The organism is Sphingomonas trueperi (assembly GCF_040545665.1).
In the GTDB taxonomy this organism is placed as follows: domain Bacteria; phylum Pseudomonadota; class Alphaproteobacteria; order Sphingomonadales; family Sphingomonadaceae; genus Sphingomonas; species Sphingomonas trueperi_B.
Genome location: NZ_JBEPMH010000011.1, coordinates 59,237 through 80,239 on the forward strand (window position 1 = coordinate 59,237; position 21,003 = coordinate 80,239).

Consider the following 21,003-nt stretch of genomic DNA (forward strand, 5'->3'; position numbering starts at 1 on the left):
ACGCATTAGCGCGTTAGGATCTATCCATGAGGACCAGCCTCGACCATCTGCCCCCCGCCAAGCAGCGCGAGCTGGAGCGTGTCGTCCAGATCCTGTTCGAGGAGTTTGGCGACGCGATCGCTATCGCCACGTCGGACTGGAAGAAGCAGGCGCGCATCCTGAAGGTTGTCCTGTACGGTAGCTATGCGCGCGGCGGCTGGATCGACGAGCCGCATACCGCCAAGGGCTATCAATCGGACTTCGATCTGCTGGTCATCGTCAACAAGGACAAACTCACCGACCGCGTCGAGTTTTGGGCGACCGCCGAGGACCGGCTCAACCGCGAGCTGGCGATCACGAAGACACTGCGGACGCCCGTCAATTTTATCGTGCACACGCTGCAGGAGGTGAACGATGGGCTGGCGCATGGCCGCTACTTCTTCATGGACGTCGCCCGCGACGGCATCGCCCTGTACGAGAGCGAACCCACTGAACTGCATCAGCCTAAGCCGAAGACGCCTCCGCAGGCGCTAGCGATGGCGCGGGAGTATTTAGTCGAGTGGTTTCCGAGCGCAGTGGCCCTCAAAGAAGGGGCGGATTTTTACATCGGCAAACAACGTCCGAAGGAGGCCGCTTTTTCGCTGCACCAGGCGGCGGAGCGCCTGTACCACTGTGTTTTGCTGGTCTGCACGTTCTACACTCCGCACACCCACAATCTTGGCTTTCTCCGCACCCAGGCCGAGCGCATCGACCCGCGTCTGGTCGACGCATGGCCGCGTGACCAGCGCATCGATCGTTCGCGATTCGAGAAGCTGAAGGAAGCCTATGTGAAGGCGCGCTATTCGAAGCATTATCGGATCAGCGCCGAGGAACTGGCGTGGCTGGGCGAACGCGTCGAAGTGTTGGGGCAGGCGGTGCAGGTGATCTGCGAAGAACGTATCGCGGCGCTGGAGCAAGCTGCCGCCGCATGAACGTCGCGCGCCGAGGCACCGAGCCTCGGCGCGCAATTGGAGTCAGGCAGTTGGTGCCGCCTTCGCGCGCGGCTTGCGCGCCGGCTTCGGAGCGGGCGCTTCTGCGGGTGCGTTGCGCGCGGCGCGGCCCTTGGCACCCAGACCAATCTTGTGCGCCATCGCGCGGCGCTGTTCCGAATAGGTCGGCGCCACCATCGGATAATCGGCCTTCAGATTGTAGCGCGCGCGATATTCCTCGGGCGTCAGACCGTGCGTGCTCAGATGTCGGCGCAGCGTCCGATACGGCTTGCCGTCGATCAGCGAGATAATGTGATCTTTCGAGGCCAGCGATTTGCGGACCGAAACGGCGGGCGTGAATTCTTCCGACGCAGGTTCTTCGCTGGCTACTTCGGCGCTCGCGACACCACCTGAAAGTTCAATCACATCTGCATGCATCTTGCGCAGAAACGTGGAGACATCGTCCATCGTCGCGCGATTGTTCGGGTTCGATAACCAAGCAATGGTGAGGTCGCTTGCGAGTTCAACGGGATCGGTATTGCTCTGCTCAGACATTCTGCGTCCCTGCTCCTTGTTTTGCGGCATGGTGCCGACAACAGGATTATAGGAGCGTACGTACTCCGTCTGCTAAAATATGTTGGAAGATCCGGCAAGGTTACTCATTCTGCAGCTGCTCGAACGCGCGACGTCCACGTCTTCGCCATAACGTCAGCGCCTGATCGCGTCGTTCGCTTTTCAGCGTGGTGGCAGCGTCGATCATCACACCGAACAATACGGCGCGATCATCGTCGGTGAGTTCGACCAATCCGGCTTTGGCAACCAACCCGCCCAGCTCGATCAGCTGGCGCGTTCGCTCGCGGCGCTTCACCACCCATTCCCGCGTGTCATTCCGCGCCCGCTGCGCTTCCAGCCGGTGCCGTGTCGCCGTCAGCTGCCGCAGCCGATACCGCACGCGGACGAGCGCCGCCGCGAGCTTTTCCCTGCCGTTGAAAGAAGGCCGCGCCACGCTGGCGCCAGCCCTCCCGCACGATCATGTCCGACGCGCCGACAGCGGCGAGCAATGCGCCCGCCAACTGCTCGATCGGCAGCACATCGGCACCAGTCGCGACCACCAGTTCGCCGAGCTGCTGGAGCTTGGCATGTTTGAGCTGTCTCGCCTTGCTGTCGAGTGACTTCAGCTCCGTATCAAAGTCTCGTGGTTTCCGCATCGAACCCTCCGCAGTTGTTGGATGATGTTCGGTGATTTAGGAACTGCATCGATCAGCGCAAATGTCGTGAAACATCTTGGGATGACCACGTCGCGAAAAAGATGAAATCTTTTTAGGGCGCGCTTATACGTCGTGCCGACGTCGCTTGTTTGGTGTAAATGGATTGCCGCTATGGCGATCTACCATTTCTCGGCCAAGATCATCAGCCGCGCCAGCGGATCGTCGGCGCTTGCGGCTGCTGCCTATCGCTCTGCCTCGCGGCTGCACGATCAGCGGCTCGATCGGCATCACGACTTCTCGAACAAGGCCGGCGTCGTGCATTCCGAAGTGCTGCTGCCGGAGGGCGCGTCCGAGCACCTCGCCAATCGGGAGAGACTGTGGAATGCGGTCGAGGCGGTCGAGCTACGCAAGGACGCGCAGCTCGCCCGAGAGATCGAGTTCGCGATCCCGCGCGAGCTTAACCAGGTCGAGGGCATTCGGCTGGCGCGGGAGTTCGTACAGGCTGAGTTCGTAAACCGCGGTATGGTTGCCGATCTCAATGTGCATTGGGATATCGGCGCCGATGGCGAAGCCAAGCCGCACGCACATGTCATGCTGGCGTTGCGCGAGGTGGATGCGGACGGGTTCGGCAAGAAGAACCGCGACTGGAATCGTACCGACCTTCTCGAGACATGGCGCGAGCGCTGGGCCGGCCACGTCAATGCGCGGCTAGCCGAACTGGATATCGATGCGCGCGTCGATCACCGGTCGCTGGAAGCGCAGGGCATCGAGCTGGAGCCGCAGCACAAGATCGGCCCCGCGGCGGCGCGGATGGCCGAGCAGGGTCTCACGTCCGAGCGGCTGGAAGAGCATCACGAGATCGCGCGCGCCAATGGCGAAAAGCTGCTCGCCAACCCGGCGCTGGCGCTGGATGCGGTCACCCGCGCCCAGGCGACCTTCACCAACCGCGATCTGGCGATGTTCGTGCATCGCCACAGCGAAGGGAAGGAGCAGTTCGACCAGATGATAGCAGCGGTGCGCGCGTCGCCCGAGCTGGTGAAGCTGGGCAAGGATGGACGCGGCGAAGAGCGTTTCACCAGCCGTGACATGATCGACACCGAAGCGCGGCTGGAGCGCGCGACCGTGAAGCTCGACGCCAGCCGTCGGCACGGGATGGACGAGCGGCATGCCAAGCTGGCGCTGGCACGTGCCGAAATGCGGGGGCTGATCCTCTCGAGCGAGCAGCGTAGCGCCTTCGATCATCTCACCAGCGGCAAGGATCTGGGCGTGGTCGTCGGCTATGCCGGTACCGGCAAGTCGGCGATGCTCGGGGTTGCGCGTGAAGCTTGGGAGAGCGCCGGCTATCAGGTGCAGGGACTGGCGCTGTCGGGCATCGCTGCCGAGAATCTCGAAAGCGGTTCGGGCATCGCGTCGCGCACCATCGCCAGCATCGAGCATCAATGGGGGCAGGGGCGGGAACTGCTGACCGACAGGTCGATCCTCGTGATCGACGAAGCCGGCATGATAGGCACCCGTCAGATGGAGCGGGTGATTGCCGAGGCCGAGAAGCGCCACGCCAAGGTGGTGCTGGTCGGTGATCCTGAGCAGCTGCAGGCAATCGAAGCGGGGGCGGCATTCCGATCGGTCGCCGAGCGGCATGGCGCCATCGAGATCACCGACATTCGCCGGCAGCGCGAGGACTGGCAGCGGCTGGCGACGCGCCAGCTTGCAACCGGGCGCACTGCCGAAGGGCTGGAAGCCTATGCGCAAACCGGCATGGTCATCGACTCGGAGACACGAGTCGAGGCGCGATCGGCGCTGATAGAGCGCTGGGATCGCGAGCGGATCGCCGATCCGGGAGCGTCGCGCATGATTCTGACCCACACCAACCAAGAATGCGATGAACTGAATGCGCTGGCCCGGGATGCGATGAAACGCCGTGGGGCATTAGATACTGATATTGCTGTCGAAACCACCCGCGGAGAACGCTTGTTCGGGGCTGGCGACAGGATCATGTTCCTGCGCAACGAACGCAGCCTGGGTGTGAAGAATGGCAGTCTCGGCACCATCGAACAGGTCGATCACGCCCGCATGGAGGTGCGGCTCGACGATGGCCGTCAGGTCGCCTTCGACCACAAGAATTACGGCGAGATCACCCATGGCTATGCCGCCACGGTCCACAAGGCGCAGGGTGTCACCGTCGATCGGGTCCATGTGCTGGCGACGCCGGGGCTTGATCGGCACGCTGCCTATGTCGCGCTGTCGCGGCACCGCGATGCCGTGCACCTTCATTATGGCCGTGACGACTTCGCCGACCAGGGCAAACTGGCCCGCGCCCTGTCGCGCGACCGGCCGAAGGACAATGCCCTTGATTACGATGCCGGTGCCGAGCGCTTCGCCGCACGGCGCGGTGTCGAACGGTCGCGCATCCTCGATACGCTTGCCAAACAGCCATTGGTCGAATCCGAGCGCAGCGCACCTGCACCAGCACGGCGTCGCGGCATGTTCGAAGGGTTGCGGCTGTCCATCCCCGAACCCGAACGGGCACCAACCAAGCTGCGCTTCGACGGGCTCAAACTATCGGTGCCGGCGGCTGTGCCCAAGGCATCCGCAACCCAGAAGCTGGAGCGGGCGGTCGAAGGCTATGCGCGTGCCGTGCAGGAGGCTGGCCGCATGACCGGCCAGGGCCGTGCTCCGCTCGAAGTGCAAAAGGCGGCGCTTGCGCGCACCGCCGAGGCGGTCAACGCGCTGCAACCCCGCGGAGCGCACGATCTCAACACTGCGTTCGAGCGAACGCCGGGTCTGGTCAACGAAGCGGCCAATGGCCGCACCGCCAATGCCATTCGCCAGATGCAGGTCGAAGCCGAGGTGCGTACCAATCCCGAGTTGCGCGCGGACCGGTTTGTCCAGGCCTGGCAGCAGCTTCAGGCTCGACGGGGCAAGCTGAGCGGGTGGGAGAATGAAGAGAAGCGCGCCGGTGTCGAGAATGCCATGCGCTCGATGGCGAAGAGGCTGGAGAAAGACCCGGCGCTAGGCGCCGCGCTCAGCCGCAGAGGCAGTCAGCTGTTCGGGCGGCAGTGGTCGCCTGAATGGACACCGGGCAGCCGTGATGGTGGTGTCAGCCGCGCGCTTGGAGATGATGCTCGCACGCGTTCGGTCATCCGCCAGCTCACCTTCTCGATCGATCGCGATCGGGGCCTTGGAATTGGAATGTAGCCATGGATATCCACGAACCTCCCGTAGAAGCGGACCAGACCGTCCAGGCGTTCAACGACATGTCGCGCAAGCTTGCGGGGCTGACTGCCGCCGTCGACGGCTTCGCCGCACGGCAGCAGGAACTGCATGCGCGTGACTATGGGCCTGACCTGGAGAAGATCCGCGACAGTTACGAGAAGGTGTGCGGCGCGATCGATGTCCTTGCCAAGCGCCCAGCGATGACGCTGACGCCGCAGGATGTCGCCAGGCAGGTCGAGGCGGCTGGCACGCAGGCGCGCGCGGACGATCATCGAGCCTGGATCGGTGCTAGCCAGACCCTTGCCAGCACAGTCCAGGAATTGAAGGTGATGGTCGCGTCGGCCCATTCCGCGGAGACCCAGCGGCTGTGGATCGCGGGGGCCGCCGCTGTGGCACTAGTGATAGGCTTCACTTTCGGCACCGTCGTCCCAACGCTAGTCGCCCAGTTCGCGCCCGAGAGCTGGCATTGGCCAGAGGAACGGGCTGCAGCATTGCTCAGGCGGACACCTTGGGACGCGGGCGTGCGGCTCATGCAGGTTGCCGACCCGCAAAAGGCGGGTGCACTGACCGAAGCGGCGCGGCTTTCGAAGGATAATGCTGACGTTCTTGAAGGGTGCCGGAAACGCGCGGAGCAGCTCAGTGGCACGGTGAAGTCCTCAATCGCTATTTCCAACGCTAGACTTGATTGAAGATTTCCCTTCATTGCCGCCAGTTAGAAACGGCACATTGCGCAGCCAGATAGAAATGGCACAAACGCCGTTGGCAGCGGGGGCTGCGTGGAGCCTTCCACACAGCGCAGCGCTGCCCCCGCTAATGCCCCACACTTCCGACTCCTGCCCCTGGACCGCGGCGCACGCAGTGGGCCCGGTCACACCGCCTCAACCGCTGATGCTCGTGCTATCGGGTATCGCGTAGGCGGCCGCTTCGGCGAAGAAAGCGAACAGGCAGCTCCCGCCTATACCCGGTGGTCGGCGCAGGAGCCGCGGATTCCTATAAGCTCCCCAGCGGGTAGCCGAAAAACACCTGTTTGTCGTACATCCACCCGAGCGCGGGGGTGACCACCGCTTTCAGACAGCCCGCCGCTCGCAACGACCGGAAGGGGGTGGGAAGCAGACATTCGGATATTGGATCGTAACCAGGCAATTCGGCCAGCGCCGCTGTACGCGAGCCATTGCGATCCCGACGCTCGTGTTAGAAGGACCGCTAGTTCGTTCAGGTGGCTAGGGGGGAATCTGTAGTGGGTGAGAAGTTGGCCATGCGCCTCGGTACGCTGCTTCTGGCAGTAAGCGGCACCACGGCGAGCGCCCAAACGGTCATATCGCAACCGGCAGGGCCCTACGCCGTCGGGCTACGCATCATTCAACAATATGATCTTTCACGCGAGTTTAAGAGCGCGGTCGACGCAGTTACCGGTCAGACCGTAGCGGGAGAACGGGCTCGTCCCGTGGCGGCCCACTCGTGCACGCACCAAGCCAATCGGGCTTTGGTACGAAGCTGCTCAACCGCGTGCTTCGCGCAGGCGCGGTCGACTATGCGGCAGATGGCCTGCGGTGTTCCTTTGATGTGCTAAAAACACCCGCAGCGTCGGTCTGGCCCAAGCAGCAACGCTGAACTCCTCCGCGGCAGAACTACAGCGCTTTAAGGCTCCGGATTTAATGGATCAGCTTCGCCGCCGAGCAGCTTTTGCTTCGCGGCCCACTCGACCCACCAGGGAGAGGTCTCATCAAAAGAGTTCGGCAAGTCGCTGATCAGCACGAGAACGGCCCGTAGCAAGCCGGATATACGGTAGATGTCGGCGTTAAATCCAGGATCTGGAATGAGGTCTGCGAGATCGTTCAGCTCTTTGATGCGAGCGGCGATGTTGGTGAGTACGTCCGTCCTGCTAATCGCCATCTGTCTAACCGATCGAAGCTCTGGTTGAAGCGTAATGAACGCACCTTAATTGTTCGTGTTAATTGTTCGTGCGCGATCGGTCTTCCGGCAATCCTGCCCCTGCAAGGGGGTTCGTACGCAGGGGCAGGGCCGGGATCAGGCAGCTTAGAAGCTCGCCCAATCCTCCGCTCCAAGCGCGACCGAGCGCACCGACGCTACCGGAGCCTTGGGCATCATCGAAGCCGTCGCGCTTGCAGTGGTTCGCGACGATCGTGCCATCTGCTGATTGCCGCCGCTACCGGTCTGGAACCGCGATGCGCGCTCCCTCAGCGAAGACACTTCAGAGTTGAGGTTGCGGGCTGCGGCGGAGGTTTGCTCGACCATGGCAGCGTTCTGCTGCGTCATCTGGTCGATGCTGTTCACAGCCGTCGAAACCTGAGTGACCGTCGTCGCTTGCGCCTGATTGTCCGTGGCCATCGTCTCGAGGAGGCCGTGAACCTGGTTCACGTCCGAGACGATATCGCCGAGTGCGCCATCCACGCGGCGCACCATATCAACGGCGGCGTTGATGTCGGTTTGCGTCGCGGTCAGCTGATCACGTGCGCGGCCCGCTTCTTCCTCGGCACGCATCGCGAGTGCGGAGACGAGATCCGCCACCACCGCAAAGCCGCGACCCGCTTCGCCGGCACGACCTGCCTCAACCGCTGCGTTCATTGCAAGAACGCGGGTCTGGAAGGCGATCTTGTCGAGGCCCTCAATGACGGTGTCGATGCCCTTGGCGCTCTCGGAAACGCGGCTCATTGCCTGCATCGCTTCATCGGCCACGCTGCGACCCGAGCCCACGACCTGAATGGCCGCGGTAGCACGCGTGACGGTCTGCGTCGCCGAGGCCGCAGTCGCCTTGATGCGCGAGTTCATCTCGGTGACGGCTGCCGAGGTCTCTTCGAGGCTGGCGGCGGCACCTTCCGTGCGGCGCGCCAGGTCTTCGCTCGCCTGTGCGATCTCGGCCGAGCCGGTAGAGATCGTCTCCGCACTGTCCATCACCGCCGCGATCAGGTCACGCAAGGCGTCAACGGCGGCGTTGAAGTTCTGCTTCAAGGCGTCGTACTCGGGCGAGAAGTGAGCGTCGATGGTGGCGGTCAGATCGCCGCCTGCGAGGCGGGTGAGGCGGTCCTGAAGCGTATCCACCACCAGCTTCTGCGCAGCGTCGTTCTGCTCCTTCAGCTTGGCAGCGGCCGACTGCTCGATCGCTGCCTCTTTAAAGACGAGAACCGATTTCGCCATCCCGCCCACTTCGTCGCGGCGATCCGAGCCTGGCACGTCGACGCCGTTGTTGCCCGAGGAGAGCGCACGCATCGCATCCTGAAGCCGTGCAAGAGGATTAGCGATCTGCGCCTTCGAGAGAAAAGCACCCAAGAGCATCGTGCCAGCGAGGGCAACGACTGCAGAGATCAGCAGCTTCAATCGAAGCCCTGAGGAGCTGGCAGTGAGGGCATCGGATGTGTCGCTCGCTGCTTTGATGCGACCATCGTTCAGCTGAGCCATCGTTTTCGCAAATGTCGCAACCGTGCCGTCCGCAAGGACGAGTGCTTGCCGAGCGCCTTCATCATCATTCCGCAAGCCCGCGGCGATCGCTTTTCCAACCTGCTCGTGAAGCTTGTCTGCGAGATCGCGGAACTCGGCCAGCTGGACGGCTTTCGCCGGTTCCGCCTTGATGACGTCGCTAATGAGCGTGGTTGTCTTCTCGTATGCAGCTTTTTCGTCGTCTGCAGCAGCACGGGCGGTTGCAGAGGAACCATCATATGCCATCGCCTTGTAGCCGGCATAAACCATCTCGGTCGCCGTGCGATTAGCGCGTGCAAGCTTCACGGTGTCCGGGAGGGTCTCGCCGACAAGCTCGCTGTAGCTCCCGTCGGCGTCCATCAGCACCTTACCGCCGTACCAGGCTACACCCAGCGTCACCAGGCCAAGCGCGGCCAGCAACAGAAGGATCTTAATCTGGATCTTCAAGTTGGCAAAGCTACTCATTGCATCCTCTCCGAGCACACAAGTGCTGACGCACCGATGGCGATGTAATCTCCAGATCATTTTAGACGGTCCAGAGTGCAGTCGGTGCGCGTGAATCTACTTAGTCTGCTCATAATACTTGTTAAGCCACCGAGGCCGTTGGCTTGAGAGGAGGGGGAGGGGGGATGGGTGTCCGGAAAAGGCCGGACATCCAGAAGGAAAATCGACCATGACCAAGACCGCGATTCAGACGGTGAAGCTGAGCGCCGGAGACTTCGAGGTTCGATCGCAGCGCGGCGGTCCTGCAGTCTCCGGCGAGATCATCCTGCACACCGACAAGTGCTATGTGCAGCTCAGCCTTGGCCTCTGCGGCCTTGATCGCGAAGTGCTGTATCGCACGTGCCGGGGGCGGGCGACTTCATGGGCGGCCGCAACCACTTCGCGAGCGTCCACGCGCTCCTGGATCCCGACCGTTCGCACGGCGGCTCGTTCACGAGCTTCAGCTGGATGATCCCGTGCTCGAAGAGGCGGAAACGCTCCTCGGTTGACAGCTACTTCGATCCGCTCGCCTGCCGCTCGACCAACTCCGAGAGTTCAGCGGAGCGGTACGGCTTTGGCAGGAAGACACAGTCGCTCGGAAGGGCATCTGACCCTAGCCACTGTCTGCCAGAGGTGATGATTACCTTCACGTGCGGGTAGCGCTCCGCAACGATGCCGGCGAGCTGCAAGCCGTCGATCAAGCCTGGCATGTTGATGTCCGTGAACACGACAGCGACCTGATGCCGCTCGAGGAGCTCCAGCGCCTCGCTAGCATCGCCCGCCTCGACGACGCGAAAACCGCCCTCCTCGAGCATATCGGCAGCGATCATTCGGACAAAGGTCTCGTCTTCAACGACTAGGACCGTGCGACCTTCAGGGCTCTTCGTCACATCGACTTCTCCGAAGTCTTAAGCGTCGGATTCAGCGTCTTGTTCCGGAGAATTGATCCATATCAAACCCTTAAAGAAGGAAGCTGAGAGCCATGGCGGTCTATGTCGCTCGCTTGACCAACCTGCACCCCAAGTTGTGGGCACCCTATTCGATCGTCGCTTATCCTTGCGGCTTCCACGAGTGGCCGGAGGAGTATGCCGATCCGGTGTGGGACCCGCCGCGTGAGCCGGGAGGGCGCCATGAACACGCAAGCCAGCTCGCGCGCCGAGCGCATCGCAGAACTGAACGACCGCTGCCGTCTTGGTCTGGATCGCACAGCGCGGCACATGATGACCCAAAACCTTCGGGCGACGCTTAGCGAGGACGGAGCGGTTCATGGGATCCTGGCGACCGCGCGGTTGATGAAGCAGATTCGGCAATATGCATTCGGGCCCAACGACGGCCCGGAGCGGGACTTCGGCGCTTTCGATTTCGACGGGCACCGGGTCTGCTTCAAGATCGGCTATTTTGAGCCATCGATGGAGTACGGCGCCCAGGATCCGAGTGACGGATCGGCTACCGTTCGCGTCGTGACGGTGATGCTGAGCAGCGACTATTAGCGAGCGATCGTCCCTCCGGAACGAAAAGCACGCATTCTGCAAAGGCAAGCACGTCGACGATTTCGCCGCCGGCTGTAGCGACCTCGATCCGACCGTTGAGGTCGACAAAGCCTTGGGTCACGTCTTCGGCGAGGATCGAACGGACAAACTCGATTGCCGCGCATCGAGCGGCGTCAGCGTCTTTCCGTTCAATGCCCTCGGGGTCCGCGAGGAGGCCATTGCGGTCATGAAGGTGGAAAAAGTAGCGCTGCATAGCCGAAATCCACTTTGCGGCCGATTTCGCAGAGCCCCGCAAACACAACCAGCGTGGCCCTCCAGCCCTCGGCTGAGACACCAGAAGAGCCTGCCCAACCGGGGGGAGGGGGCGGGCTCTTCCTTGTGTCGCACGGAGTGGAGGACTCCGGCGCCAGCGCGACCCGGCATGTCCTTGAAGACTGGTCCCGGTCAGGCAGCTATCGTCCAATGCCCTCCGCTTCGCAATTAAGTACAAAGACGAGATCGTTTCGGAACTAAGCGTTAGCTCCGGTCCCGATCTCAGGTTAGCCGACGTGTGGTTAACGTGCGTCAAGCAACCTAGGTTCTGGAACGATCACGTTCCATTCCCATTTGTGCATGATAGGGAGAGATCATGGGACAGCAGTTCTTTTCTACCATCCTCATCGTGGACGACGAGGACTACATTCGCTCGATGGCGTCTTCAGTATTGGAAGACGAAGGCTTCCGGGTGCTGCAGGCCTCGGACACAGCGGAAGCGCTCGATCTCGCCTCCCGGCATGACATCGACGTGCTTCTGACCGACCTCCACATGCCGGGCCCGATCGATGGCCTGCAGCTTGCGGCACAACTCCGTGCGGCTGATCCCCTGATGCACATCGTAATCTCATCGGGCGATGATGGATCCGTGCTGCGTGGGGATGCGACAGGCGCGATCTTTCTTGCCAAACCGTACCGTCCTGGACAGCTATCGAGCGCGGTGCGACAGAACCTGATCGGATAGTTTCGGTGTGTTGCCGCCAGTTAGAAAAGGCACATTCCGCCGCAAGATAGAAATGGCACAACCCGCTCGTGGCAGCGGGGGCTGCGTGGAGCCCTCCTCATAGCGCAGCGCTGCCCCCGCTGATGCCCCAACATCCCGGCTCCTGTCCCCGGACCCGCTGCGCACGCAGCGGGCCCGGTCACACCGCCTCAGCCGCTGATGCTCGTGCTATCGGGTAGGGTGTCGATGGGAGCTTCGGGAGAGAAAGCGGACCGGCAGCTCGCGCCCAATCCACGTCGTTCAGCGTCGCATTTGTGGAACCCGAAACCCGCCGTTTGTTCATCTCCGCCCGCGAAGCTTGGAATGACGAGGCCTGGGACAAAGCCGCCATTTGCAATTCCCGGGCTAGACGTCAGGTCTTGCCGTTAGCCGACGTTCAGCGTTCGCTGGATCGTCTTCGCTCAGCGGCTTCGACTAGCCGGCTAGGGGTCTGACAGCTTTGGCCGGCGATAGCGGAAGACGGTCTTCTGATCGAAAGGCTCAGAATTCTCAGTCGAGTGACCAACAAGAAGCGCCGCGCTGGCGTGCCGTAGCGCTCTTCCCCTTTGTAGAGAGCTCCTTGACGGTCAAAACGAGGGACTCCTCGGCTCCAAACAAATCGGCCAATTGTTGGCCGCGCAAGGAGCGAAGTTGCACGCATTGTGAATATTCTCAACCGCGACGTCGAGCGCGAGCGTGGCCGCGCCGTCAACAGCGACACGAGGTCGGATCGCTCGCCACGCGACGGCGCGCAAGGCATGCCGCCAGCGAACGCGCCGGCGGCGGCGCTACAGCCTGGAGACGGCATAGTGCTGCTGCAGGGCCACGACGACGCTTTCGCTGTGCGCCGCGTCGCGCGCTTCGAACATGACCTCCAATCGTGCCGCCTGGACGCTCGGAGAGGTGAAAAGACGATGATGCGCCACCTCGATGATGTTGGCGCCCGCCGCACCGATCCGGCTGGAAATCTCGCCGAGGATCCCGGGGCGATCGGGGATGTCGAACACGAGTCGCATCATGCGTCCGTCGCGCAGCATCACCCGCTGCAGGATGTTTGCGAGCGCGCGGTTGTCGATGTTGGCGCCGCAGATCGGCACGCCGATACGACGTCCTCGAAACTGCGTGGGATGCTCGAGCAACGCCGCGATGCCTGCAGCACCCGCTCCTTCAGCAACGATCTTGGCCTCCTCCGCGAGCAAGGCGACGGCATCCTCAATGGCACGTTCGGAGACTGTAAGAACCGGACAGCCATGGCGGCGCAGGATTTCAAGCGGCTTGCGGCCGACCTCGCGCACGGCGATGCCCTCGGCGATCGTGGCGCCACCTACCTGGACCGGAGCGCCCTCAAGCTCCTGCGCCATCGCCGCATAGCTTTCGACTTCGACACCGAAGGTGGCGATCGGTCGTTCCGCACCTGAAGCGGCGATCGCGCACCCGGCTGCCAGCCCGCCGCCGCCAACGGGCACGATCAAGGTATCGAGCTCCGGTGCGTCGTCGATCAGTTCGAGCGCGGCCGTCCCCTGTCCGGCTATCACCGCATCATCGTCATAGGGATGAACGAAGATCAGCTTGTCTCGCTCGGCCAGTTCACGGGCATGTGCGGCTGCTTCCGTCAGGCTTTCGCCGTGGAGAACGACCTCAGCGCCCCAACGTGCCGTGCGGGTCACCTTGGTCGCGGGTGTGAATGCCGGCATCACGATCACCGCACGAATACCGAGCAACGAGGCGTGCCGCGCGACCGCTTGAGCGTGGTTCCCGGCGGACATCGCCACGGCGCCTTGGGCACGCTCCGCCAAGGTCAGGGTCGCCAAACGATTGGCCGCGCCGCGTTCCTTGAATGCGCCTGTCGCCTGAAGTGTATCGAGTTTCAGCCAAACATCCGCGCCAACCCGGCGGCTGATGGCGTCGCTGTAGATTGTCGGAGTCCGCACAATCACGTCTCCGATGCGCTTCGCGGCTTCGGTTACGTCTTGATACTCGATCATCCCGATTCGTATCCTCCAGCTCTTGGCCGACCCCATAGCGATCTGCGACTGCTTGGAAAGCTCACCAGCCGTTTTTGCAAGCGGCCACCAGCTACGATCACCGAGATTGGCGATCACTCCTGCGATATGCGGCTGGCGATAGTAGCAACGACGCTCTGGCGTCCAAGCAGCCACGCTGGAGACCGACCACCCACCTAAGAGCGGCCGGCCCCACGCGGATCAAATCTGGGTGATGCCACCATCGACGAACAGTTCCGCCCCGTTGATGAAACTGGCATCGTCGGACGCCAGGAACAACGCCGCCTTGGCGATCTCCTCGGGCCGGCCGACGCGGCCGACCGGGATCTGGGTGGCCAGATAGTCCTTGATGCCCTGAGCCTGCTCGCCGCCGCCGAACACGTCAGTCAGGCCGATCGTCTCGGTGGGCCCGGGGCTGAGGACGTTCACGCGGATGTGGCGGTCCTTCAGATCGAGGATCCAGCTCCGCGCCAGGTTGCGTACGGCAGCCTTGCTCGCGCCGTAGACGCTGAACGCGGGCGTGCCAGAGGAGCCGGCGTTGGAACTGGTGAGGACGATCGCCGCACCGTCCTTCAGCAACGGCAGCGCCTTCTGTACGGTGAAGATCGTCCCCTTCACATTGGTGTCGAACGTCCGCTGATAATGCTCTTCGGTGATGGCCCCTAGCGGCAACATGTCGCCCCCGCCGGCGTTGGCGAACAGGACGTCAATCTGCGCATGCTGCTGCTGGACGGCGTCGTAAAGCCTATCGATGTCGACGAGTAGGGACATGTCCGCACGCACGCCGGTGATCCGACCGCCAATCTCGTTGACCGCGGCGTCGAGCACATCCTGACGTCGGCCGGTGATGAACACCGCGGCGCCCTCCGCCACGAACGCCTTGGCGGTCGCGAGACCGATCCCGCTGGTCCCACCGGTCACGACGACTACCTTGTTTTTGAACCGATCCGTCATTCTATGCCTCCAGTCTTGTGCGGCACCGCGCCGCTGCCGGCATGAGATGCAGTCGGAACGATGTTGCTTGTAGCTATCGAATTCGGCACGTAGCGTTCTGTCAGAGGAACGATGATGCGCACGGACCTGAATGATCTTGCTTACTTTGCTGAGGTGGTGAGCCACCGTGGCTTTGCGGCGGCCGGGCGCGCGTTACGGGAGCCAAAGTCCAAGCTCAGCCGACGCGTCGCTGGACTGGAGCAGAGGCTGGGGCTACGGCTGATCGAGCGATCCAGCCGGCGATTTCCAGTGACGGATGTCGGGCAGGCCTTTTATGAGCGTTGTCGCGCAATGCTTGCCGAAGCCGATCAGGCCGAAGCGCTCGTCATGCAAGCGCAGACCGAACCACACGGCCTCATTCGGTTCAGTTGCCCGACCGGCATGATCGCGCCGGTATCCGACCTGATGACGACGTTTCTTGCGCGCTACCCAAAAGTCCGGCTGCAGTTGCTCGTCACCGATCGCGGCGTCGATCTCATCGAGGAACGGATCGATCTAGCACTGCGCGTCAGGACCGAGCTAACCACCGACGCCGAACTGACGGTTCGATCGCTGGGCCGATCGATCCGCATCCTCGTCGCCAGCCCCCACTTCGCGAGCGAAGTCGTTTCCGTTGAGCAGCTCGCGACCGTGCAGACATTGTCGACCAATGACGCGCATGACGTCGTGGACTGGGATCTCTCGACAGACGATGGTCAGCAGCAGACGGTGCGCATCGAGCCCCGCTTGGGCTGCGCTGACATGGATCAGCTTCTCGTCGCAGCGATCGTAGGGCACGGCGTGGCGCTACTGCCCGATCGAGTATGTCGCGCTGCGCTGAATGACGGCCGGCTGGTCCGCGTTCTGCCGGCCTGGCACGGCCAGATCGGCATCATCCATCTCGTTTTCACGACGCGTCGGGGCCTGCCACCGGCGGTCCGAGCATTGATCGACCATCTAGCCAATTCATTTCCGCCCGCCATCAGCGCCGAGGCCGCGGCCCCCATGAGAGCGGAAGCGGCAAGTTAGGCGGCAGTCGGACCGATTAGCCTTTTGCTGGGAGCCTTTCGGCGGCTGGCATCAACCCTACTTCCAAGGCTGAGCGAACGCCTGCTTCAAGCAAGCGGGAAAGAGCCTGAAACGCCGCTAAAACGGATCCTTGCTGCGAGACAGGTGCGAGCCAATTGAGCGACGGATTCTAGCGCAAACTGTCGTTCAAAGCATGATAGAGGAACGGCCTAATCTGGTCGGGAGCCGCCGATGGCCCTGATGAGATGGCGATGGAATCTACTGACCATTGCCAATCAGTTTCAAAATTGTCGGCTTTCAGCTAAGTCAGACGCATCGATTTCAGGCAAAGAGCTCGTCAGAAAGGCCTCATAAAGCCGGTGAGGATTGTTAGGACCCAGATGCGACTACGGTCTCGACGATGAAGTCAAGAAATACGCGCACCTTTGCCGGTGGAAGGCGTCGAGAGGGAAGATAGGCGTAGAGCGGGTATCGCTCAGCCGACCATTCGGTCAGGATTTGCACGAGCTCACCGCGTCGCAGCCAGGTATCGAGGCCGAGCGCCAGGCTTTGGAATATGCCATGTCCTGCAGCACAGGCCTCGATAGCGGTCGACGGGTCGTCGGTTGTCAACCGACCGCGGACATCGACGTCGATGGTCTGACCATCCTTTGAGAACTCCCATTCGAACGGCCGGCCGGTCTGCGGGTCCCGGAACAGAAGGGCTTCATGGTGCAGTAGATCATGCGGACTCTGCGGCGTGCCGTATCGATCGAGATAGGCTGGCGCGGCGCAAGTCAGCACGCGTGTGTCGAGCAGCTTGCGCACGATGAGCGATCCGCCGTCGGCCGGCCCGAACCGAACCGCGACATCGGCACCCGCCATCATGTCCTCGCGGTGGTTGCTGACAAGCAGATCGATCGACACCAGTGGATAGCGGGCGAGAAAAGCCGGCAGTCGTTGGGCAAGCACCATCCGCGCGAACCAGGGATCGACATTGATCCGCAATTTGCCGCTCACCGAGGCGGCAGAGCCGGCGGCGTCGGTCGCGGCCTCCTCTAACGATGCGAGCAGCGGCATGATCTGGGCGTGGAACCGCCGCCCTTCGTCGGTAAGTGTAACGGCCCGCGGCGAACGATCGAAAAGTCGGATGCCGATGCGCACCTCGAGCCGCGCGATGGCGCGACTGACACCCGACGGTGTTAGGCCGAGTACGTCTGCAGCCCGCGCGAAATTTCCTGTTTCCGCGACCGCGGCCAGCACGCCGACACCCGTCAATATTCGCGTATCGAAGCTCATAGCTGCTGTCTCGATGGTGATTCGATGTCACTGTAGAGATGATAATTATGCGCGCAGAGCATCGCCAACAAAAGCGTAAGCCATCGCCGAAGCGGTCCGGCGTGGCTGCACCAGACGATACACGAGGAAATCATCATGTACGCAATCACCGGAATCACCGGTCAGGTGGGCGGCGCGCTGGGCAGTGCGTTGCTGGACGAGAGCCTGCCCGTACGCGCCGTCGTCCGCGATGCGGGCAAAGGGGCGTTGTGGGCGGCACGGGGCTGCGATGTTGCTCTTGCGGACATGAACGACGCGGCGGCGCTCACCAAGGCCTTCGCGGGGGCCGATGCGGTTTTCATCCTGCCGCCGTCCGAGTTCGATCCCGTGCCTGGCTACACTCAGGCGCGCGAGACGATCGATGCAATCGTTGCGGCCCTGGTCGCGGCCCGCCCGGGAAGGATACTTTGCCTGTCGACAATCGGTGCGGATGCCGCGCAGGACAATCTGCTGACCCAACGGACGTTGATCGAGCAGGCCCTGAGCGCTCTGCCGATACCGGTCACATTCCTGCGGGCCGGCTGGTTCATCGAGAACGCGCTCTGGGATGTGGCGTCCGCGCGCGACCAGGGTGTCATCCACAGCTTCCTGATGCCCCTCGACAAGCCGATCGCGATGGTCGCGACCAAAGATATCGGAGCGCTGGCAGCGAAGCTTATCCAGGAGGATTGGATCGGCGACAGGATAGTCGAACTGGAAGGTCCACGGCGTGTCTCGCCCAATGATCTCGCCGCCGCTTTTGCCAAGGCGCTCGGACGACCGGTTCGGGCCGAAATCGTGCCCCGCGACAGCTGGGAGGCGATGTTCCGCGGGCAAGGTGCGACTAATCCCTATCTCCGTATCCGGATGCTCGATGGCTTCAACGAAGGCTGGATTGATTTCGCCGACGACAGCGCGGCGCTCCGCAAGGGCAGTATCGACGCCGATACCGTCATCGCCGAATTGGTGGCGCGCGAAGGATTCGCGAAATGATCGCGCCGCTCGAAGCGCAAGGCATTTCGCTGCCAAGGCTTGGCCTGGGGACATTCCGCATGCAGGGCGCGGCCTGCCAAGAAGCGGTCGAAAGCGCGCTGGCGCTCGGCTACCGCCATATCGATACCGCTGAGATGTACGGCAACGAGGAGGTCGTCGGCGCTGCCATCGCCGCATCGGGCATCGCGCGAAGCGATCTGCACGTCACCACCAAGGTCTGGCTGGACCATGTCGATCTGTATCTGGTCCATTGGCCCGCGACGGACATGGATATGGCGGCGACACTGGCCGCGCTGATGCGATCAAGGTAGGCGGGGAGAACCCGCGCGGTCGGTTGCCAATTTCACGCTGTCGATGCTGAATTACGCGATCGACGAGATCGGCGCGCCAATCGCGTGCAACCAGGTCGAGTATCACCTCTACCTCGATCAGACGCCGATGCTCGGCTATCTGCGGTCGAAGGCGATCGCGCTGATCGCCTATTGCCCGCTTGCCCAGGGTCAGGCGGCGGAAAGCGAGGACCTCGCCCGGATCGGTGCGAAACATAACCCGTCTGCGGCACAGGTCGCGCTTGCGTGGCTGCTCGGCCAGGAAGGCGTTGTCGCCATCCCCAAAGCCGGGTGTATCATAAAGCCAGCGCGTCAACCTCGATGCCATCTCGCTAGCTCTCGATGACGAGGATCGCCAAGTGATCGCATCTTTGCCCAAGCGACAGCGGCTGGTGAACCCACCCTTCGCGCCCCGCTGGGATAAGCCGATGGCTGGATGATACGCACGTTGGCACGCAAGACGGCTTTCGTCCGAAGCGGCCGCTGGCGAGCCTGCCGCAATCCGTCCGAACTTGGTCGAAACCTGCCGGTCAGCTAGAATGGTGCTTGCGATGGAGAAGCAGTCGCTGCCGCAATCAATTTGCCCTCACGGCAAACGCTACAATTCACGTTGTAATACAGTTCATTAATGCGGGAGGGTCGCACGTTGATCAGGAACGGCGCCTGTAAGGAGGCCTCAAAAGCGTTGCCAACGAGAAGTGACGAAGATCACGTGATTTTCGACAGGGGGCGCGGTGCGTGCCCACCGGACCACGCCAAGTCTAGCGACGGCTATTGCCGAATTACTCCTTGCTCTCATGAATTCACCTGTCATGCTCGGCGATCGCGAGAAATCTAACGGCGCTAGCCCAGGCGCGCACGGTTTCATCGGGCGATCGGCAGCACACGAGTATATTCCCAAGCCCACGGCATGCCTGTCTCGCCGATGGCCGCCTGGACCAGCGGCGGGAAGATCCGCTGGCCGACCTCGTTGTTGGTCAGAATCACGACGCAGCGCCGGGCCTTCTCAACGCAGACGAGGATGTTGTCGGTGATCTCGTTGTGGCCGCCCTTCATGAAAGCGCGACCCTGCGCGCCCTGGAAGGTGACGACACCGATGCCGGCCGCCAAACCGACCCTGGCGTTATCCGGGTTCTCCCCCGACCCGAACGGCGGGAACTCATGAGCGCCGACGATCCGCAAACTAGGCTTGAGCCACTCGGCCTTTGCCTTGGGTGACAGGCCCCAGCCTGAGGCCATGGCCGCGGCTAACTTGGCCATATCCGCAATGGTGGTGTCTAGCGAGCCGGCCGCCTTGACGCTGGAGCGTTCGTCGTGCGGCTCCCACTTGCCGTCCTCATGCTGGCCGTCCGCAAGGTTGCCCGCAAAGTCGTCGCGCCAAATCATGCTAGATCGGGTCATCCCCAAGGGCTGGAACAGGCGGCGCCTCATCTCCTCGCCGACCTTCAGGCCAAGCCCTTGCTCGATCACAAACTGCATCAGGTTAATGCCTTCGCCGGAATAAGCGTAGCGTGTCCCGGGCGTCAGCTTGATGTCCAGCTTCTCGTCCGGGTTCAGCCAGCGGAAGTTCGGGAAGCCTGCCGAATGGGTCATTAGCATGCGCGGCGTGATCGCCTGCCAGCGCGGGTCATCGGCCAGATCGGCGTACGACTTATACTCCGGCAAGCGCTGGGGTAGGTAGGCCGAGATCGGCTTGTCGAGGTTCAATTTGCCTTCGTCAACCAGCATCATGACGTAGTAGCTGAACACCGCCTTCGAGAGCGAGGCCGCATACATGATCGTGTCGATCTGCAGAGGTTCGCCCTTGGCGTTGCGCTCGCCCTTGGCGACAACATGGGCGACCTTCCCGTTGTCGATCACCGCCACGCCTACGCCTTGGATCTTGCCCGCAGCCATCAGGCGGTCGATCTCAGCATCGAGCTTCCCGTAGTCCTGGCCAGCGTAAGCGGGAGCCGCAAAGAGCCCGGCCAGGACACCGGCCACGAGACTGGAAGCTAGTCGCACAAAGTTCTCCCCAAAGGCTGGTTGAAGCCAGCGGCGGACAATCTTCACCAGATATCGAGCGCCCCGTACAGAGGTTGATGAACCTCGTTAGTTCCCGCCAGAGGCAGCCTCGGCCGAACTTCCCTGATGATCGGCTGCAGGCTACGATCCCGCAGCTGGAGCGGCTTTAACGGCGCCATGGAAGACTTGCATTGCCGGATTATCATCGAGCCCAAGCATCGACTTTTCGGAAGGCCGAGAGCTGGGCTGACCCGATGCTTTTGCCGACACTGCCAATGGAACCGTCTCCTGACCGAGCGCTGTTTGTCGAACCCCGACGTTCGCACTACACGAGGCGGACGTCGTTTTCTGGGCGGGAGCACCCAGAACGCGATCACGATCTCAGGGCGCCGCAGCCGTTGGAGCGATTAGGGCGGCCGATGGCCGCTTTCGACCGCAGCAGTTGCTCCCGGCCGCCAATGGGAGCGGCTCGAGTTGGTCGGGAGCTGCCGGGGGGCAACTGTGATGGTCACTCGAGCGCGATAGGCTGCCTTTTACGGATCATGGCGTTGAGGATGACGAGAAGTTGTCTGGCGACAGCGATGAG

20 protein-coding genes and 1 pseudogene are annotated in these 21,003 nt (G+C 62.4%); 10 read left to right on the plus strand and 11 right to left on the minus strand.

Annotated features, from left to right (window positions below; all coding sequences use genetic code 11):
* Positions 1 to 26 precede the first annotated feature (26 nt).
* Complete coding sequence (locus ABIC65_RS22175; RefSeq protein ID WP_354311684.1) at positions 27 to 950, plus strand: nucleotidyltransferase; 924 nt, start codon at positions 27 to 29, stop codon at positions 948 to 950.
* Between the two features lie 42 nt (positions 951 to 992).
* Here the strand turns inward: ABIC65_RS22175 and ABIC65_RS22180 are convergent, their stop codons facing one another.
* The 3 genes from ABIC65_RS22180 to traD all read right to left on the minus strand — a co-directional run bounded on the left by ABIC65_RS22180 (position 993) and on the right by traD (position 2,155).
* Positions 993 to 1,502 carry a MucR family transcriptional regulator gene (locus ABIC65_RS22180; RefSeq protein WP_354311686.1) on the minus strand — a complete coding sequence of 170 codons (510 nt, stop codon included), beginning with the start codon at positions 1,500 to 1,502 and terminating at the stop codon, positions 993 to 995.
* A gap of 100 nt (positions 1,503 to 1,602) precedes the next feature.
* Positions 1,603 to 1,815, minus strand: coding sequence for a conjugal transfer protein TraD (locus ABIC65_RS22185; protein WP_354311687.1), 213 nt, complete (start codon positions 1,813 to 1,815; stop codon positions 1,603 to 1,605).
* Between the two features lie 16 nt (positions 1,816 to 1,831).
* Positions 1,832 to 2,155 carry a conjugal transfer protein TraD gene (gene traD, locus ABIC65_RS22190; protein WP_354311688.1) on the minus strand — a complete coding sequence of 108 codons (324 nt, stop codon included), beginning with the start codon at positions 2,153 to 2,155 and terminating at the stop codon, positions 1,832 to 1,834.
* Positions 2,156 to 2,326: 171 nt separating this feature from the next.
* Here traD and traA point away from each other — a divergent pair, with 171 nt between their 5' ends.
* Positions 2,327 to 5,350: a Ti-type conjugative transfer relaxase TraA gene (traA, locus tag ABIC65_RS22195; protein ID WP_354311689.1), complete on the plus strand. Its 3,024-nt coding sequence runs from the start codon at positions 2,327 to 2,329 to the stop codon at positions 5,348 to 5,350.
* Positions 5,351 to 5,352: 2 nt separating this feature from the next.
* Positions 5,353 to 6,057: a DUF6118 family protein gene (locus ABIC65_RS22200; protein WP_354311690.1), complete on the plus strand. Its 705-nt coding sequence runs from the start codon at positions 5,353 to 5,355 to the stop codon at positions 6,055 to 6,057.
* Between the two features lie 949 nt (positions 6,058 to 7,006).
* On the opposite strand, the gene ABIC65_RS22205 is transcribed toward ABIC65_RS22200, so the two are convergent.
* On the minus strand, positions 7,007 to 7,261 hold the full coding sequence (locus ABIC65_RS22205) for a hypothetical protein (RefSeq protein WP_354311691.1): 255 nt from the start codon (positions 7,259 to 7,261) through the stop codon (positions 7,007 to 7,009).
* Between the two features lie 144 nt (positions 7,262 to 7,405).
* Positions 7,406 to 9,268, minus strand: a complete 1,863-nt coding sequence (locus ABIC65_RS22210) for a methyl-accepting chemotaxis protein (RefSeq protein ID WP_436286762.1) — start codon at positions 9,266 to 9,268, stop codon at positions 7,406 to 7,408.
* A 208-nt stretch (positions 9,269 to 9,476) separates the two neighbouring features.
* Between ABIC65_RS22210 and ABIC65_RS22215 the strand changes: the two genes are divergently transcribed.
* On the plus strand, positions 9,477 to 9,758 hold the full coding sequence (locus ABIC65_RS22215) for a hypothetical protein (protein ID WP_354311694.1): 282 nt from the start codon (positions 9,477 to 9,479) through the stop codon (positions 9,756 to 9,758).
* 40 nt (positions 9,759 to 9,798) lie between these two features.
* Here ABIC65_RS22215 and ABIC65_RS22220 read toward each other — a convergent pair whose 3' ends face one another.
* Positions 9,799 to 10,176, minus strand: coding sequence for a response regulator (locus ABIC65_RS22220; RefSeq protein ID WP_354311695.1), 378 nt, complete (start codon positions 10,174 to 10,176; stop codon positions 9,799 to 9,801).
* 240 nt (positions 10,177 to 10,416) lie between these two features.
* Between ABIC65_RS22220 and ABIC65_RS22225 the strand changes: the two genes are divergently transcribed.
* Positions 10,417 to 10,776, plus strand: a complete 360-nt coding sequence (locus tag ABIC65_RS22225; RefSeq protein WP_354311696.1) for a DUF3768 domain-containing protein — start codon at positions 10,417 to 10,419, stop codon at positions 10,774 to 10,776.
* On the opposite strand, the gene ABIC65_RS22350 is transcribed toward ABIC65_RS22225, so the two are convergent.
* Complete coding sequence (locus ABIC65_RS22350) at positions 10,733 to 11,029, minus strand: DUF6894 family protein (protein ID WP_436286763.1); 297 nt, start codon at positions 11,027 to 11,029, stop codon at positions 10,733 to 10,735. The genes ABIC65_RS22225 and ABIC65_RS22350 overlap by 44 nt on opposite strands.
* Before the next feature lie 375 nt (positions 11,030 to 11,404).
* Here ABIC65_RS22350 and ABIC65_RS22230 point away from each other — a divergent pair, with 375 nt between their 5' ends.
* Positions 11,405 to 11,773, plus strand: coding sequence for a response regulator (locus ABIC65_RS22230; protein WP_354311697.1), 369 nt, complete (start codon positions 11,405 to 11,407; stop codon positions 11,771 to 11,773).
* Positions 11,774 to 12,579: 806 nt separating this feature from the next.
* Here ABIC65_RS22230 and ABIC65_RS22235 read toward each other — a convergent pair.
* Positions 12,580 to 13,893, minus strand: coding sequence for a threonine ammonia-lyase (locus ABIC65_RS22235; RefSeq protein WP_354311699.1), 1,314 nt, complete (start codon positions 13,891 to 13,893; stop codon positions 12,580 to 12,582).
* A 102-nt stretch (positions 13,894 to 13,995) separates the two neighbouring features.
* Entirely contained in the window at positions 13,996 to 14,748 is a 753-nt protein-coding gene (locus ABIC65_RS22240; protein ID WP_354311700.1) for an SDR family NAD(P)-dependent oxidoreductase, read from the minus strand.
* A 111-nt stretch (positions 14,749 to 14,859) separates the two neighbouring features.
* On the opposite strand from ABIC65_RS22240, the gene ABIC65_RS22245 reads away from it, so the two are divergent.
* On the plus strand, positions 14,860 to 15,795 hold the full coding sequence (locus tag ABIC65_RS22245) for a LysR family transcriptional regulator (protein ID WP_354311701.1): 936 nt from the start codon (positions 14,860 to 14,862) through the stop codon (positions 15,793 to 15,795).
* A 369-nt stretch (positions 15,796 to 16,164) separates the two neighbouring features.
* Here ABIC65_RS22245 and ABIC65_RS22250 read toward each other — a convergent pair whose 3' ends face one another.
* A complete protein-coding gene (locus tag ABIC65_RS22250; RefSeq protein WP_354311702.1) occupies positions 16,165 to 17,073 on the minus strand; it encodes a LysR family transcriptional regulator in 909 nt (302 codons plus the stop codon).
* 135 nt (positions 17,074 to 17,208) lie between these two features.
* On the opposite strand from ABIC65_RS22250, the gene ABIC65_RS22255 reads away from it, so the two are divergent.
* The 3 genes and pseudogenes from ABIC65_RS22255 to ABIC65_RS22265 all read left to right on the plus strand — a co-directional run.
* Positions 17,209 to 18,084, plus strand: a complete 876-nt coding sequence (locus ABIC65_RS22255) for an NmrA family NAD(P)-binding protein (RefSeq protein ID WP_354311703.1) — start codon at positions 17,209 to 17,211, stop codon at positions 18,082 to 18,084.
* A complete protein-coding gene (locus tag ABIC65_RS22260; RefSeq protein ID WP_354311704.1) occupies positions 18,081 to 18,395 on the plus strand; it encodes an aldo/keto reductase in 315 nt (104 codons plus the stop codon). Before ABIC65_RS22255 ends, ABIC65_RS22260 begins: the two co-directional genes overlap by 4 nt.
* 31 nt (positions 18,396 to 18,426) lie before the next feature.
* Positions 18,427 to 18,759, plus strand: a pseudogene (locus tag ABIC65_RS22265) (aldo/keto reductase); the annotation flags it as partial.
* A 518-nt stretch (positions 18,760 to 19,277) separates the two neighbouring features.
* Here the strand turns inward: ABIC65_RS22265 and ABIC65_RS22270 are convergent.
* Entirely contained in the window at positions 19,278 to 20,396 is a 1,119-nt protein-coding gene (locus ABIC65_RS22270; protein ID WP_354311705.1) for a serine hydrolase domain-containing protein, read from the minus strand.
* Positions 20,397 to 21,003 lie beyond the last annotated feature (607 nt).

What these genes read in the sequence shown, in the direction of transcription:
- ABIC65_RS22175 (WP_354311684.1), top strand. Translation starts at nt 27, where the DNA reads ATGAGGACCAGCCTCGACCATCTGCCCCCCGCCAAGCAGCGCGAGCTG.
- ABIC65_RS22180 (WP_354311686.1), bottom strand. Translation starts at nt 1,502, where the DNA reads ATGTCTGAGCAGAGCAATACCGATCCCGTTGAACTCGCAAGCGACCTC.
- traD (WP_354311688.1), bottom strand. Translation starts at nt 2,155, where the DNA reads ATGCGGAAACCACGAGACTTTGATACGGAGCTGAAGTCACTCGACAGC.
- traA (WP_354311689.1), top strand. Translation starts at nt 2,327, where the DNA reads ATGGCGATCTACCATTTCTCGGCCAAGATCATCAGCCGCGCCAGCGGA.
- ABIC65_RS22200 (WP_354311690.1), top strand. Translation starts at nt 5,353, where the DNA reads ATGGATATCCACGAACCTCCCGTAGAAGCGGACCAGACCGTCCAGGCG.
- ABIC65_RS22205 (WP_354311691.1), bottom strand. Translation starts at nt 7,261, where the DNA reads ATGGCGATTAGCAGGACGGACGTACTCACCAACATCGCCGCTCGCATC.
- ABIC65_RS22210 (WP_436286762.1), bottom strand. Translation starts at nt 9,268, where the DNA reads ATGAGTAGCTTTGCCAACTTGAAGATCCAGATTAAGATCCTTCTGTTG.
- ABIC65_RS22215 (WP_354311694.1), top strand. Translation starts at nt 9,477, where the DNA reads ATGACCAAGACCGCGATTCAGACGGTGAAGCTGAGCGCCGGAGACTTC.
- ABIC65_RS22225 (WP_354311696.1), top strand. Translation starts at nt 10,417, where the DNA reads ATGAACACGCAAGCCAGCTCGCGCGCCGAGCGCATCGCAGAACTGAAC.
- ABIC65_RS22350 (WP_436286763.1), bottom strand. Translation starts at nt 11,029, where the DNA reads ATGCAGCGCTACTTTTTCCACCTTCATGACCGCAATGGCCTCCTCGCG.
- ABIC65_RS22230 (WP_354311697.1), top strand. Translation starts at nt 11,405, where the DNA reads ATGGGACAGCAGTTCTTTTCTACCATCCTCATCGTGGACGACGAGGAC.
- ABIC65_RS22240 (WP_354311700.1), bottom strand. Translation starts at nt 14,748, where the DNA reads ATGACGGATCGGTTCAAAAACAAGGTAGTCGTCGTGACCGGTGGGACC.
- ABIC65_RS22245 (WP_354311701.1), top strand. Translation starts at nt 14,860, where the DNA reads ATGATGCGCACGGACCTGAATGATCTTGCTTACTTTGCTGAGGTGGTG.
- ABIC65_RS22250 (WP_354311702.1), bottom strand. Translation starts at nt 17,073, where the DNA reads ATGAGCTTCGATACGCGAATATTGACGGGTGTCGGCGTGCTGGCCGCG.
- ABIC65_RS22255 (WP_354311703.1), top strand. Translation starts at nt 17,209, where the DNA reads ATGTACGCAATCACCGGAATCACCGGTCAGGTGGGCGGCGCGCTGGGC.
- ABIC65_RS22260 (WP_354311704.1), top strand. Translation starts at nt 18,081, where the DNA reads ATGATCGCGCCGCTCGAAGCGCAAGGCATTTCGCTGCCAAGGCTTGGC.